This window comes from Hyalangium versicolor (assembly GCF_020103695.1).
Taxonomy (GTDB): Bacteria; Myxococcota; Myxococcia; order Myxococcales; family Myxococcaceae; genus Hyalangium; species Hyalangium versicolor.
The window spans coordinates 179,425-194,690 of the sequence record NZ_JAHXBF010000015.1; the positions used below are offsets into that span (position 1 = coordinate 179,425).

The 15,266-nt window shown below is 68.1% G+C and carries 9 protein-coding genes; all 9 read right to left on the reverse strand.

The window, feature by feature from the left end; genetic code table 11:
• Nucleotides 1–5 precede the first annotated feature (5 nt).
• Entirely contained in the window at nt 6–2,969 is a 2,964-nt protein-coding gene (locus KY501_RS29685; protein ID WP_224367063.1) for a POTRA domain-containing protein, read from the reverse strand.
• Between the two features lie 116 nt (nt 2,970–3,085).
• Nucleotides 3,086–7,000: a translocation/assembly module TamB domain-containing protein gene (locus KY501_RS29690; protein WP_224366852.1), complete on the reverse strand. Its 3,915-nt coding sequence runs from the start codon at nt 6,998–7,000 to the stop codon at nt 3,086–3,088.
• 5 nt (nt 7,001–7,005) lie between these two features.
• Nucleotides 7,006–7,947, reverse strand: coding sequence for an ExeA family protein (locus KY501_RS29695; RefSeq protein ID WP_224366853.1), 942 nt, complete (start codon nt 7,945–7,947; stop codon nt 7,006–7,008).
• Between the two features lie 18 nt (nt 7,948–7,965).
• Nucleotides 7,966–11,283 carry a tetratricopeptide repeat protein gene (locus KY501_RS29700; RefSeq protein WP_224366854.1) on the reverse strand — a complete coding sequence of 1,106 codons (3,318 nt, stop codon included), beginning with the start codon at nt 11,281–11,283 and terminating at the stop codon, nt 7,966–7,968.
• Nucleotides 11,284–11,460: 177 nt separating this feature from the next.
• The gene (gene accC, locus KY501_RS29705) at nt 11,461–12,846 is read right to left on the reverse strand and encodes an acetyl-CoA carboxylase biotin carboxylase subunit (RefSeq protein WP_224366855.1); all 1,386 of its coding nucleotides are present in this window, start codon (nt 12,844–12,846) and stop codon (nt 11,461–11,463) included.
• A gap of 51 nt (nt 12,847–12,897) precedes the next feature.
• Nucleotides 12,898–13,500: an acetyl-CoA carboxylase biotin carboxyl carrier protein gene (gene accB / locus KY501_RS29710; protein WP_224366856.1), complete on the reverse strand. Its 603-nt coding sequence runs from the start codon at nt 13,498–13,500 to the stop codon at nt 12,898–12,900.
• Nucleotides 13,501–13,532: 32 nt separating this feature from the next.
• On the reverse strand, nt 13,533–14,111 hold the full coding sequence (gene efp, locus KY501_RS29715) for an elongation factor P (RefSeq protein WP_224366857.1): 579 nt from the start codon (nt 14,109–14,111) through the stop codon (nt 13,533–13,535).
• Between the two features lie 106 nt (nt 14,112–14,217).
• Nucleotides 14,218–14,580: a roadblock/LC7 domain-containing protein gene (locus KY501_RS29720; RefSeq protein WP_224366858.1), complete on the reverse strand. Its 363-nt coding sequence runs from the start codon at nt 14,578–14,580 to the stop codon at nt 14,218–14,220.
• A gap of 59 nt (nt 14,581–14,639) precedes the next feature.
• A complete protein-coding gene (locus KY501_RS29725) occupies nt 14,640–15,266 on the reverse strand; it encodes a hypothetical protein (RefSeq protein WP_224366859.1) in 627 nt (208 codons plus the stop codon).

The following is a 15,266-nucleotide window of genomic DNA, read 5'->3' on the forward strand; positions in this document are numbered from 1 at the left end:
CCTCCTCAGAAGACTCCGATGCTGAAGTGGAACTGGGTGCTCGGCTCGTTGAACGTCTCGTCCGGATCCAGGTTGAAGCCCACATCGAAGGCCAGCGGTCCCACCGGCGTCACATAGCGCAAGCCCACTCCCACCGTGTACCGCAGCACCGTCAGCTCGAAGTTCGTACGGTCCGCCCAGAGGTTGCCCGCCTCGAAGAACAGCCCGAGATCCAGCGAGGAGAAGGCCGGCACGCGCAGCTCCGCCTTGCCCAGGGTGAACAGCCCGCCGCCCTGGCTGAGGGGCACCTGCCCCGCGAGCACCGCCGCTACCTCCGGTGAGCACCCCGCCTGGTTGATAACGCCGGCGCACTCCTCGAGTTGCCGGCGTACCTCCGCGCGCTGGTCCTCGGGCAGCACACCATCCTCCCGGAAGCCGCGCAGGCTCGAGGAGCCACCCAGGTAGAAAAGCTTCGAGCCGATGGACTGCGCCCCCGTCGCCAGCGGGACGATGGTGCCCGCCCGCGCCGAGAGCGCCACGCTCGCGCGCTGTCCCAGCGGCGCATACAGGCTCAAGCTCCCGGACAGCTTCACCTCGTTGATGGGGAAGTCCGGCACGGAGTTGCCCGCCGCGTCCGTGGGCGCCACCGACAGACCTCGCGTGAACTCCGCGCTCGTGGAGAACAGCGCGCCCTTGCGCGGATTCGTCGGGTCATCCCGGAAGTCGAGCGTGGCGGACGGCCGCAACGAGACCAGGGTGAAGATGCCGTACGGGAAGCGCAGCCGCTCCTGGTCCGCGCGGCTCGGCACGCTGAGCACGCCGCTCCGGGAGCGCAGGCGGTTGTGCTCCACTTCGCCCTGGAGCGACAGGTTCAGCCAGCGAGCCACCGCCCAGTCCAGGCCTCCTACCGTAGCGAACCGCGTGGAGAGGTACGAAGGCCGGTGGACCCGCTCGGCGATGAGGTCCGCCCGGCCGCCAATCTCCTGCGGCAGGAAGAGGCTCAAGCGAGGCTGCGTCGCCGACACGCTGCCTCGGCCGCCCAGCCCCTCCCATCCCTTCAACGAGCTGTCCTCCACACCCGAGTACCCGCCAGAGAACGCCTCCTGGCTCAGGCCCACGTAGTTGATCTTCCCGCGAGCCAGCAGGTTGAGCCCGCGCCCGTCCACGTTGGGGAACGCCGTATCCAGCGTGACGCGGGGACCGTCCACCAGGAAGTAGCCACCGGACACCTCGCCGTCGATGCGCGGACGCTCCTGCACCGTGACGAGGATGTCCTTGAGCTCCTCGCGGCGATTGGGCTCGCGCAGCTGCACCTCGACCTGGCGGAAGATGTTGAGCCGAGCGAGCCGGCGCCGGCCCTCGGCGAGAGACTCCGGATCCAGCGTGCCGCCCACATCCAGGCCCAGGATGGCGCGCACCGTCTTCTCGTCCGTGCGGACCAGACCCTGGAAGAGGATGCGGCCCACGCGCACCTGAGGGCCCGGCTCCACGCGCAGCGTCACCTTCATATAGCGCGGATCGTCTCCGCCGGGCTGCGCCTCCACCTGCACGCGGGCGAACATGTACCCGGCCCGAGCCAGCGTCCGCTCCAGGTTCTGCCGAGCCCGCTCCACCGCCTCCTCGCTCAGCGAGTCTCCCTCGGCCAGCTCCAGGCCCGTGGAGCTCGTCCCTGGCGGCAGACCCTCGACGACCACCTCGCCGACGCGCGCCTCCGAGCCCTCCTCCACCTCGAACTCCGCCACGGCCGTGCGCCCGTTCACGTCCATCTCCAGGCGGTGGAAGCGCACCTGGGCGTTGGGGAAGCCGCGCTCGCGGTACGCCTCCGTCAGCACCTCGGCGGCCTCCAGGTAGGCTTCCTCCACGAAGACGGTGTGCGGATCCGGCGCGAGCGGCAGCGAGCGAGGTCCCCGGCTGTCACGCCCGTCGAGTTGCAGGGGATCGTCTCGCAGCGGCAGCTCCAGGTCCGGGAGCGGCTCACTGGCACGGATGCGCTCGGCGAGCACCTCGCGGAGCACACCGCTGGGCAGCGCCCGGTTTCCCTGGAACCGCACCTCCGTCACCGTGAGCGGGTGGCCCTCTTCGATCTCGAAGACGATCACCGCCTCCGCATGGTCGGGCTTGCGCACCTCTCGAGGAGTCACGCGCACGTCGCTGAAGCCCCGGTAGCGGTAGAAGTTCATCACCCGCCGCGCGAGGTTCCACATCACCCCGGCATCCAGCGGCTCCGCGCCGTCATAGGACAGCACGCGCTCCAGCACCTCCTCCGGGAAGTGGTAGTTGCCATGGAAGTGGAAGCTGTAGCGAGGCCCGGCGGACACCGGCAGCGCCACCGTGGCGCGACCCGCCTCCAGGGTCACCGTGGGAGCCCCCACCCGGGCCCGGTAGTAGTGCTCCGAGCGCAGCAACGCGCGCAGCCTCTCGAGCCCTGCATCCAGCCGCGCCTGATCGAAGATGGCACCGGGACTCAGCTCAAGCACCTCCAACAGCCGAGTCAGCGGCAGTCCGGGGCTTCCCGTGAGCGTCATCCGCCCCAACCGGGTGGGCTCGCCCTCATCCAGGGTGAACACCAGCACCACTCCGCCCGGAGAGGGCTCCTGGGACACCATCACCCGGGCCTGGTCATAGCCCTTGTGGTTGTAGGCCTCCTCGATGGCGGTGATTGCCGTGTCCACGCTATCGGGATCCAGCGGGGCGTACTCCTGCAGGCCGCTCGCCTTGCGAATCTCCTCATCGGACAGGGCAACGTTGCCCTCGACGACGAGCCGCACGAGCTGCTGCACCGGCGTGAGGTAGAACACCAGCCGAACGCCACCGGGCACGTCCACCACGCGGGCCTCCACGTTGGTGAAACGGCCCGTGTTCCACAGCCCCTCCAGGCTCCGGCGCACCGCCAGGGGAGAAAGCACCTGCCCCCGGCGGACCGTCACCAGGGAGGACAACCCCTGCGCATCCGAGCCCGAGCCCGGCGGAAGGACGAGCTCCACCGCCATGACGTCCGGAGCGCCCTGCGCCCGAGGCTCCGCGCTCTCCTCGGCCGCCTGGGAGGGCTCCTGCGCATTGGGACGAGCCAGGGCCACGCTGCTGGTCAGCAGGCATAGCGCGAGCGCTACTCGACCTCCCAGCTCAGCTTGAGCTCGAGTCCAAGGTTGCCGAACGCGGCTTCGCTGTTCTCGTTGTCCCACTGGGCCTGTGCGGAGAGGCGGTTGTCGAAGCGGTACTCGGCCCGGGCGCGTGTCCCACGCCCGCTGACGGGTTGTGTCATGCCGATCTTAAGCTGATCGCTGAGGATCTTCGACTCCAGTTGTGCGGTCGGCTCCGCCTGTCTGGTCGCATCGTTGTACGTGGTGGAGATCTGGAAGGACAAGTCCCTCAGCACTCGATTTCTAGGCAGGAACCGCTTCACCTGCCGGTCCAATCCCGAAACGTTGAAGAGGGCCTCGGCGGCCAGACCCGCGCTGGCCGAGGCCGCCGTGTCCTTGTCCGTGCTCGTCACGCCCAGGGTGAGCAGGGAGACCACATCTCCTTCGGGCAGGTCCGGCTCGGAGGAGAAGAGCACCTGATAGTCCGTGGGCGGTCCGAAGGCGTGCACCTTCACGGTGTACTCGCGCACCTGCGTCTGGCCTCGCACGTCGAAGACGAGATCGAAGCCATAGCGGTCCCGGAAGTCGACCTGGGCCTGGCTGATGGCGAACTGGTTGTTGCGGAAGAAGGCCTGGCTGCCCTCATCGGCCTCCACGCGGCCGAGCAGGCCTGGGCGCACGTTGGTGCCCGTCAGGCGCAGGTCCCCGAGCAGCCGCGCTCGGGCCAGGTTGTTGTCCACGCGCACGTCCTTGAGGTGGACGCGCACATCATAGGTGAGGAACTCGCGAGGCTTGTCCGCGGTGGTGGGCAGCACGCCTCCGACCGTCCGCTTCCCCAGGTTCTTGAGCATGGAGTCCAGCTCCAGGCCCCGCTGGTAGCGCAGCCGGAGGATGTCCACGTCTCCGGCCAGCAGCATGGCATCCGGCGTTCCCGTGAGCTGCAAGGCGCCCGAGGCGGTGATGGGCAGATCGTCCGTGTAGCGGTAGGTGACGTCCTCCAGCTCGGCCACCAGAGACAACCGGTCTGGCAGGAACTGCTTGAGGACGACCTCGCCGCTGGCGGTGACGCGCCCCTCGTTGAGCAGACCTCGGAAGCCCTTGAGCAGCACGCCCTGCTCGGTGAAGGTGGCCAGGCCGGACACATTGCGCAGGGTGACGGGGCGACCGCGCCAGGACAGCCGCACGTCGGACACGGACGCTTCGCCCACCAGCGTGGGCTTGTCGAGTGTGCCAGTGGCCTGCCCCTGGAACTCCACCCGGCCGCCCGTGCGCTCCACCTCGGGCAGCAGCGTCTCCGCGACGCGCAGGTCCACGTTGCCGCGCACGTTCATGTCCAGCGTGCGAGGCCCCACCCAGCCGGAGGCCGACAACTCCGTATCCGGGCCCCGGAAGGTGAACGGATCCACGACGAGCTTCCCGCCCGTGTAGTTCAGGGTGATGGGTCCATCGTTGGTGCCATGGAAGCTGCCACGCGCCAGGGTCAGCTGGTCCACCAGGGCCGTCACCTGCGCGGCCTCCACATTGCGGACGTTGCCCTGGACACTCAGCGTGCCCGAGAGCGAACCGGACATGCCCTGCGTCACCACGTTCGCGGGCAGCAGCGGGCGGATCTCCGGCAGCGCGAGCATCACGGAGAGCTCGAAGGGGAACGGCTCCTTCACCTTCATCTCCAGGAAGCCGCTGGCGTCCTGGAAGGGCTTGCCGGTGATCTCCAGATCGCGGCCCGTCATCTTGCCCACCAGGTGCATGGAGCCGAGATCCCGGTCCGCGAAGGTGATGTGAGCGCCCGTCAGCGTCCCATCGACGATGGGCAGCGTGGAGTTGCCGCTCACGGTGCCCTCCAGTTTGAGCAGGCCCTGCACACCCATGCGCTCGGCGAGCTCCGCCCCCACCATCTCCGCCAGCGCGAGGTTCTCGCCTCCGAAGCGGTAGTCCAGCCCACCCGCGAAGGTGAACGTGCCCTCCACCCAGCTCGTGCCGAGCGGCCCTTTCAGGGTGGTGCGCTCCAGCACCATCGCCTTGCCATCCACGAAGCGCAGCCGCGAGGAACCGTCTCCCATCCGGCGCCCGTAGTAGGTGGTGTCCTTGAAGTCGAACGCCGCCAACCCCTCGAAGCGATCCACCGGGCTGTCGATCTCCACCCGCCCCGAGGCCAGGCCCGCCACCGTCCCCTGCATCACGGCGATGTTCGGGTGGAGGCCGGCGATGACATCCAGCAGATCCTCCGTGCGCCCCTGCGGCACGTTCACCTCGGCCCTGGCGTGCAGCGATGAGCCGAAGGTGAGCGCGGCCTTGCCGAAGTACTGGGTGCGGCCCTTCTGGCCCGTGATGGCCGGGAAGTCGAGCACCATGTCCTCGTACGAGATCTTCCCCTGCACCACGCCCAGGTTGAAGCCCCAGAAGGTGAAGTCCCGCATGGACATGCTCGAGTCCACGCGCACGTCGGCGTAGGGCCCCACGACGGAGAAGGTCGCGCTGCCACGGCCCGCCCAGGGCAGCTCCGCCACCGCGCCGTAGTCCGAGAGTTCCAGCTCGCCCTCGCCGCGCACCTCCAGCCCGCGCGAGCCGTCGTAGAAGAGCGTCACATCCGTGCCCACCTTCGAGTGCCCCGACTCCACCTGCGCTCCGGTGAAAGTCACCCGATCGGGAAGGATCTTCACCTGCGTCTGCACCCGTCCTCGCTCGAAGTCGAGCAGCAGGAGCCCCTTCTTCTCGGGCGCATCGAAGGCGCGAGTGGCCAGCACGAAGTGGCCGGTGCGCAGATCCGCCTCTCCGGACAGCTGCGGCCGAGGCAGGATCGTCCCGGACAGGTGCGCCGAGAGCGTCGCTGGGAAGTCCACCCACGAGCCCTTCACCCCTGCCTGCGCCATGATGCGTCCGAAGGAGGCGTCGTACGTCTCCACCTCCACGTCCATGGGCAGATTCGGCGCGAGCCGCACCGTGCCATGGGCCTCGACCCGCCCGGCGCCCACGGGCACGGCCACCTTCTCCACGAGGATGCGATCGCCCGTGTAGTGCATCCGCGCCGTCAGCGAGGTCGGCCCGTAGCGCTCATAGGCGAGGTTGTTCGCGGAGACCTCCACGGACACGCTCGGCGCCGCAGGCGGGCCATTCACAGTGAGGCGGGACCACACGTGCCCGGAAGCAGGCCTGGACAGCACTCCCGCCTCGGTCAGCGTCCGCAGCGGGAAGAACAGCTGCGCATCCAGCGCGAGCGTGGGATGGCACAGCTCCTCCACGCGCCCGGAGACGCTCACGGTGGCATCGTCCAGCGCCACCTCGGCGCGGCTGAGCTCCAGCGACTGCTCGTCCACATCCAGCCCGCCGTCGAGCACCAGCCGGCCCAGCACCAGCTCCGCGCCGGTCCCCAGCACCACCACACCGCGCCGGGCCTCCACATCGAATTCGGAGACGCCCCAGCGATCCTTCCACCCCACGTCCAGCTCCGACACCTCGACGCGCCGGCCTCCAGGCAGCGCCACCTTCACCTGCGCGCCAGTGAGCGCCAGCCGGGAGATCTTCAGCCGCTGCAGGGGCGCCAGCGCGCACGAGCCCGGCTCACTCGGAGTCCCCTTCGACGGTCGCGACAGATCCACCGACACGCGTGGCCGCTGCACCTTCACCAGATCCAGGGCCACCTTGCCAGAGAAGGGACTCGTCAGTCCGAACTGGACCTCGGCGAGATCCGCGGCGAACAACGGCGTCTCCGTGCCGGGAGAGAACAGGGACAGGCCGCGGATGATGACCTTCTGCCCGAGGGGATCCAGCTCGCACTGGCCGATGCCCACGTCCAGCCCGAGAAGGTCTGGCAGGTTCCGTCGCGCCAGCGTGCAGGCGGTGTCCCAGGCCACGGACGTGCGCAGAGCCATCGTCGCCCCCACGACGAGGACGGCAATGACTCCCAGCGCTCGGAGCGCCCCCTGACGGCTCTGCGTGGCCAAAGCCGCTACAGCTTACCGAGCCCCTCGAGGTAGCGGTCGATCTCCGCGAGATCCACCTTCGAGCCGGCTGCCCGGCTGCTCGGCTGGGGGGCAGGCTTCGCGGGCGCACCCTCTGCCGGGGGCAGCGCCGAGCCCACCAGGCCCAGGTTGTCCGCCACGCGACGGACGAGCTCCTCGCCAATGCTCTCCTGGCGGGCCAGGAACGCCTCGAAGAGCGCGTTGTCGCACAGGGTGTTGATGACGCGCGGGGTGCCGCCGGAGGCCTTGTGGATGGCCAACAGCGCCTCGGCCGTGAAGGGCATCCGGGGCGAGCCGGCCAGCCGCAGGCGGTGCTTGATGTAGGCCTCGGTGGACTCGGCGGTGAAGGGCTCGAGCTTGTACCGGAAGGCCACGCGCTGGGCGAGCGGCGGGTCCAGCTTGAGGTTCTTCTCGATCTCCGGCAGCCCGAAGAAGACGAAGGAGATGAGCTTGCGCTCGGGCACTTCGAGGTTCAGCAGGCCGCGGAACTCCTCCATGAGCTCGCGCGTCTCCAGCATCTGCGCCTCGTCGATGAGGACGACGGCCTTCTTGCCGGACTCGTAGATCTGCAAGAGCCGCTGGTAGAGCTGGGACAGGAGCGCCAGCTTCTCCTGGGCCGGGTTCTCCACGCCCAACTGCAGGGCGATGCGCCGCAAGAGCCAGTTGGCGGTGATGCCAGAGTGGATGATGACGAGCAGCGCGGCCTCGTACTCGGCCTCGGGCAGCGAGTCGAGCATCCGCCGAGCCAGCGTCGTCTTCCCCGCGCCAATGTCACCCACGAGGATGGACAGGCCCTTCATGTAGCCCACGGCGTGCATCAGCCGGGTGAGGGCCTGCGAGTGCTGGACGGAGTTGTAATAGAACCGGCTGACCGGTGCGTTGGAGAAGGGCTCCGTCGTGAGCTCGAAAAAGTCCAGGTAGGTCGTCATGGGCTCGCCGGAGGGAGACTACACATAGCCTACCTTGCGGGCCTTGGGAGCGCCCGCGGAAGCTGCGGGAGGCGCCTTCGATGCCGCGGGAGGAGCTCCACCTCCACCGGGCCCCTTCTTGGGCTTGGCGACGATGGGGTCGTCCTCGGGCTCGGTCAGCTCGGACAGCCGGCTGACCTGCGAAGAGACATCGCGGTACTTCGGGTCCAGCTCGGCCACGCGCTGGTAGTGGTAGAGCGCCTTGCCGTTCTCGCCCATGGCCTCATAGGCCAGGGCCAACTCGAAGCCGAGCGCCTTGGCGGCCTCGTCCTTGGCGTGCTCGCTGGACAAGCCCTCCTTGAAGACCTTGACCGCCTCCTCATGCTCACCGCGCATGCCGTGGAGCATGCCGATCATGGTGATGCAATCCAGCTCGCGCTTGGTGCCGACACTCCCCTTGCGCGCCACGGCGAACTCGCCGAGCGCGTCGTCGGAGAGGCCCATCTCCTTGTAGGCGATGCCCAGATCGTAGTGGGTGTCCACGTCCTCGGGCTTGACGACCTTCTCCAGGCCCTTCTTGAACTCGGCGAACACCTCTTCGACCGAGTACTGGAAGTCATCCTCGGACGCGGCCGGCGCGGGCGTCTCGTCGGCCAGCCCGCCAAAGTCCTCGGCCAATTCGGCCGCCAGATCGAACGCGCTCGTCTCCGAGGGCGCATCCATCATGGGCTCGACGGCGGGCACCGAAGCCGACTCGGCCTCGGTCTCCTCCGTCGTCGGGGCGGTGCCACCATCGGCCTCGAGCGCCTCCAGCCGAGCCATCAGCTCGCCGGCGCGTACGTGCCCCGGGAAGGCGATCATCACGGTCTCGAGGATCTCGCGCGCCTCCTCCGTCAGCCCCTGATCGAGGAAGAAGCTCGCCTCGTCACACTCCTCGGAGGCCGGCTCCTCACCGGTGGCGGCGGGCTCCTCGTCGGAACCCACGGCCTCGGTGGGATGGGTGGCGGCCTCCGGCTCGGAGTAGTCCGCCGCGAAGGGCTCGTCCGCGGGAGTCTCGACTCCCAGCACGGCACCGACGACGGTGGCCTCCTCGGGCTCGTAGGCCGTGACGCCAGCCGAGGTGACCTCGGAGTCGCTGAAGTCGTCCTCCACGGGCTCCACGACGCGCGAGACCCGCGTCGGGACGTCCAGCTCGGAGCCCAGCGCACGCCGGTTGCTGGCGGTGGGAGCAGCGCTCTGGAGCAGCTCCGCCGAGGGCATCGACGGACGCGTGGGAGGCGGCTCGTCATCCCCGAGCGCCACACCGCCCAGCGCCTCGTCCTCGACGATCGGCTCGTCCTCGACGGAGACGGCGGGCTCGTCCACCACATACTCGGCGGACGTGCCAGCCACATCCGCGAACGACATCTCCTCGTCCGCGGAGCCGGCCATGAGCGGCTCGTCCAGCAGGTTGGTGGAGGTGGTCTCGTCGGCCAGCAGGCTCTCGTCGGCATCGGAGCCGGAGACGATCGTCTCGCCCACCAGCGCCTCGTCGCTGATGACGGTCTCGGTGGAGCCGCCCTCCTCGACGATCTCATCGGACTCGGACCCGCTGATCGCGGCCAGCGCCAGGTCATCCCCCGGCGGCCGGGCGAGCGCGTCCTCGGGAGCCTCGGCAACGACGATCTCCTCGTCGTTGGACTCCACTAGGATCTCATCGTCGCCGAGAGACTCGACGTGGTGGGCCGCGGGAGCCTCCGCATGCTCCACGCGCAGCACGGCGAGGAAGGCGGGCACCTCGGGGTGGTTGGGGTTCTGCTGGAGGATCGTGACCAGGTACGGCTGCGCGCGCTGGACTTCCTCGCGGCGGGTGCACAGGCGAAGCACGTTGAGCAACTGCTCGGAGGCCTGCACCGTGTTCCCGGCGGCGACGTAGATGTTGTAGGCCTTCTCGTGCGCGTCGAGGTTCTCGGGATCGACGGCGAAGATCTTCCGCAGGTGCTCCAGCGCTTTGTCGTGGAGGCCGTACTTGACGTAGACGTCGGTCTCCGTGAGCAGCTTGGCGAGCTGCTCGCGCGTCAGCGGGCCCGTGGGCGCGGGCGTGGCAGTCACCGGCCGAGGCGGCGACGTCTGCGGACCGGGCCGAGCCGGCTCGGGAGCAGGAGCAGGTGCTGGCGCGGGGGCACGAGCGGGCGCAGCCGCGGCGGGCGCAGGCGCAGGTGCCCGATTGACGGAAGAACCCGGCTCGCGACCCAGCGCGGGCGCGGGCCCGGCGGCAGCAGGCGCAGGCACCCGATTGACGGAGGAACCCGGCTCGCGACCCAGCGCGGGCGCAGGCCCGGCGGCAGGCGCAGGCACCCGATTCACGGAAGAACCCGGCTCGCGACCCAGCGCGGGCGCAGGCCCGGCAGCAGGCGCCCGGTTGAGCGTGGCGGAAGAACCCGGCTCGCGGCCGAGCGCGGGGGCACGCCCGGCGGCAGGAGCCCGACCCGGCGCGGCGGCGCGCGCGAGCAGATCCGGATCCTGCGGATCGATCTCGGCGATCTTATCCCAGACGCTGTTGGCTTCCTGGCCGCGGCCGGAGTCCTGATAGACCTTGGCCAGCTCCTTGTAGACGGAGACCGTCTTCGACGTCTGCCCCAGCCCCTGGAAGGCCTGGGCGAGCAGGTTCAGCGTCTCGACGTCGCGGCCATCGGCCTTGAAGGCCACCTGGAGGCGGGCCAGGGCGCGCTTCTGATCGCCCTTGCCCAGATACGTGCTGGCCAGTTCCTTGGCGAGCGCGATGTTCTCGGGCTCGAGCGCGGACAGACGCTCGGCCACGCGCACGTAGTCATCCGTGCGGGCATTGCGCTTGAGATACTCGGAGGCGCGCCGGAACTCGGCGATCGCCTCCTTGGGCATGTTCTCCTTGGCGTACAGCTCGCCCAGCTTGATCTTCGACGCCACGTTCTCGGGGTCGAGGTCGACCATCCGCTTGAGCGTGTCGAGCAGCTGCTTGGTGTCGCCCTGCTTGTCGTAGTGGTTGGCGACGATCTGGAAGTACGCCATCGCCTCGGACATCAGCCCGAGCTGCTGATGGAGCTCCGCCAGCTTCAGGTTCACGTCCAGCAGGTTCGGGTTGAGCTTGAGGACCTGCTTGTAGAGCGCGACGGCCTTGAGGAAGAAGCCATCCGAGGAGTAGCTCTCGGCAACCTTGGTGAAGTAGTGCGCGGCCTGGGGGTTGTCGTTCTTCTTCTGGTACAGCTCCCCCATCTTCTGCAGGACGCGCACGTCCTTGGGGTCCGCCTCGAGGACCTTCTGGTACTCCTTGATGGCCTTGTCGTAGGCGCCCTTCGCGACGAGCTTCGCGGCGGCTTCGATGATCTTGTTCTTGTCCATCGAGCAGGGCTTCCGACCGGGCCAACCCCTTGGAACTTCCGGGGTTTCCTGCGTCCTTCAGGGATCCAGCGAGGGAGACCGGAGGCTATCGGAATCCGCTCTTGCCGGTCAAGAAATCGCCACCCCACCCCCGAGGCGAATCAGGGGGTTGCGTAGGCGGGTGCTTAGCAGGCGAGCTTACGGCGTCTCTTCGATAGCCTTCTTGAGGCGGTGGGTGCCCGTCTCGCTGGCCAGCAGGCGCTCCACGAAGCGGGTGTCGTACTGCCCCTCCTGGAAGGCCTCCTCGGCCAGGGCCGCCCGGTGGAAGGGGATGTTGGTGCGAATGCCCTCCACCACGTACTCCCCGAGCGCCCGCTGCATCCGCCGGATGGCCGTCGCCCGATCCTCCGCATGGACGATCAGCTTGGCCAGCAAGCTGTCGTAGTGCGGGAGCACCGTGTAGTTCTCGTACGCAGCGGAGTCTACACGGACGCCATAGCCACCAGGGACGCTGTAGCCGGTGATGCGGCCCGGCCAGGGAGCGAAGGTGACGGGATCCTCGGCGTTGACGCGGCACTCGATGGCGGCGCCGCGCATCTGGATGTCGGACTGCTTGAAGCGCAGCGGATGGCCGTAGGCCATGCGGATCTGCTCGCGCACCAGGTCCACGCCGGTGACGAGCTCCGTCACGGGGTGCTCGACCTGGATGCGGGTGTTCATCTCCATGAAGTAGAACTGGCCGCGCTCATCCAGCAGGTACTCGATGGTGCCCACGTTGTTGTAGCGCAGCTTCTGCATCGCCTCGACGGAGGTGCGCCCCATCTTCTCGCGCAGTTCCGGAGAGATGGCTGGCGACGGGCTCTCCTCGATGAGCTTCTGGTGCCGCCGCTGCACGGAGCACTCGCGCTCACCCAGGTGGATGATGTTGCCGTGCTCGTCCGCGACGATCTGGATCTCGATGTGGCGCGGCTTCTCCACGTACCGCTCGATGTAGAGGTCGCCGTTGTTGAAGCTGGCCACCGCTTCGGCCCCTGCCGTGGCGAACGCCTGCGCCAGCGCGCCCGGCTCGCGGACGATCTTCATCCCCTTGCCGCCACCGCCCGCCGCCGCCTTGATGATGACGGGGAAGCCGATCTCCTTGGCGATCGCCTCGGCCTCCTTCGGATCCTTCACCACGCCGGTGCTGCCCGGCAGCAGGGGAATCCCCGCCTCGCGGGCCGCCTGCTTGGCGCGGACCTTGTTGCCCATCAGCCGCAGCATCTCCGGGCGCGGGCCAATGAAGCGGATCTTACAGTTCTCACACACCTCGGCGAACTCGGCGTTCTCCGAGAGGAAGCCGTAGCCGGGGTGGATGGCGTCCGCGCGGGTGATTTCTGCCGCAGACAGCAGCTGGGGAATGTTGAGGTAGCTCTCCTTGGACGGCGGAGGGCCGATACACACCGCCTCATCGGCGAAGCGCACATGCAGCGCGTTGGCATCCGCCGTGGAGTGCACCGCCACCGTGGCGATGCCCAGCTCCCGGCAGGCGCGGATGACCCGCAGGGCAATCTCCCCGCGGTTGGCAATCAGCACCTTCTTGAACACGCCCTGCCCTCCTCGTGGGCCCCGAAGCCGGCGAATGGCCGGCCCGCCGGACTACGCCGGCTCGATGCGGAACAGCACCTGGCCGAACTCCACCGGCTGCCCGTTCTCCGCCAGAACCTCGGCGATGCGCCCTGGCACATCGGCCTCGATCTCGTTCATCAACTTCATCGCCTCGATGATGCAGAGCACCTGGCCCTTCTTCACGATCGAGCCCACCTCGACGAAGGAAGGCTGGTCCGGGGCGGGCGTCCGGTAGAACGTCCCCACGAACGGGCTGGTGACCTGGTGGCCGGGCTTCTCCACGGGCTTGGCCGGAGCCGCCGCCGGAGCCGCTGCTGCAGCCGGAGCCGCCGCCGGAGCCGCTGCCCGCGCGGGCGCCGAATACTCCACCGCCGGTACCTGCACCGGGCTCACCGACGGGCTCACCGGCGCCGCCTGGTGGACGATGGTGGGCGCGGGCCCATGGCCGCGGCGGATGTACAGCCGCTCTTCACCCCGCTGCCACACCAGCCTCGTCACATCCGAGGCCTCCAGCATCTCCACGATCTGCCGGAGCGCGTCCACGTCCAGGGACGTCGCCCCCGGGTCTCGGCCATTGCCACCAGCCGGCGAGGACTCTCCCTCGGTCCGCGTTGCCTTGCGCTTCGTCGCCATGCGTCCCCTCCCGACCCGGGCTGCGGCCCGGATTATCCCCCGGTGGCCACGCGCGTGAGGTACTTCCCGTCACGCGTGTCGATCTTCAGGATGTCGCCCTCGTTGATGAAGAGCGGCACGTTGACGGTGTAGCCCGACTCCAGCGTCGCCGGCTTCAGCGCGCCAGACACCGTGTCGCCACGCACGCCCGGATCGCACTTGGTGACCTTCAGGTCCACGGAGTTGGGCAGCGTCACGCCAATGGCCTTGCCATTGTAGAAGAGCACCGAGGCGCTGATGCTCTCCTTCAGGTAGTTCTTCGCGTCCCCGAGCTCCTTCTCGCTGAGGAAGGTCTGCTCGTAGTTGCGCGTGTCCATGAAGTAGTAGTCGTCGCCCTGGACATACAGGAACTGCATGTCCTTCTCTTCGATCTCCGGCTTGCCCACCTTGTCACCGGACTTGAAGGTCGGCGTGAGCACGCGGCCCTTGGTCAGGCTGCGGATGGTGGTGCGCACGATGGCGGAGCCCTTGCCCGGCTTGACGTGCTGGAAATCGACGATCTCGAACGGCTCGCCGTCGATCTCGATCTTGAGGCCCTTGCGGAACTCGGAGGTATCAATGACACCGGCCATGGGACAGCTCCTTCGGACTACTGAAAAAGTCCGGGGTGTCTAGCCGATGGAACTCCCCTTTGGAAAGGGGAAAGCGGTGGGGCGGCGCGTCGTGCGCCTGCCTGCCTCACAGCTCGGCGCGGACCTTCGGCGCGGTGACCCGCAGCACATAGCGGCCCTTGCCGTAGTTGCCCTCCGCCTTGAGCGCCAGCACGAGGAAGTACTCGGGCGACACCAGGCGGATGATGGTCAACACTTTCTCGCTATTGACACTCAGCTCGGTGACGGTGCCCGTCTTCAGCACGTCCGCGGCGTTCTTCAGCTGGGTGAGCAGGTTGGCGTACTCGACCCAGGCGCCATTGAGCTCCAGCTCCCCCGCCTCGTCCTTCTGGAACGTCTCCACGGAGATGCCGTCGAAGCCCATCACGCTGCACGCAAGGGCCCCATCGACCTGATTGACCACTGACTCCAGGTGTGCACGGAAGGACATGGTGGGATGCGATTAGGCAAAGAAGAGGAGCCCGTCAAGGCCCCTCGTTTCTCCAAGACTCAGAGGCACTGATACCCGTAGCCATCCTGACCGGGGTTGACACACGGGTAGTCCACCGGCGGACGAGCCGTCGTGTTCTCTCCGCAGCCCTGGCCGCGCGTGAGCTCGATGGGGTACGTCACCTCATTGGTCTCCGCGGAGCGGCCCGAGGCCAGCTCACCCTTGATCTTGAAGGTCGCCAGCAGCGTCATGGTGTCCGGCGCGGAGGGCACCAAGGAGTCCAGCTTCGTGCGAGCCTCCGAGCCGATCAGGTCGATGACGACGTAGGACTCATCCGGGCTGGCACCGGGATCCACCACCAGGTAGATGGGCCGGCTCTCTTCCTTGAAGGTCCCCTTCACGCCCAGGGACTCGTAGTTGAAGATGATCTCGCTGCCGATGAAGCCCGTGCCCTCGGAGGAGTTGTCATCCGCGACCAGCGGTGAGAACAGACCAAAGGACATGAAGTAGTGAGTGCTGGCGGCGTAGTCCAACGAGCCACTGTACTGCTCGAGCACATCATCCGCCCGCGTACCACACTCCGTGGGGCTGAGCGGCTTTGCTCCGATCAGCTGGACCGGCTTGCTCCCTTCGACGCAGGCGCTCGCAGTGGCCGTGAGGATTGCGATGAACAACATCCGCTTCAT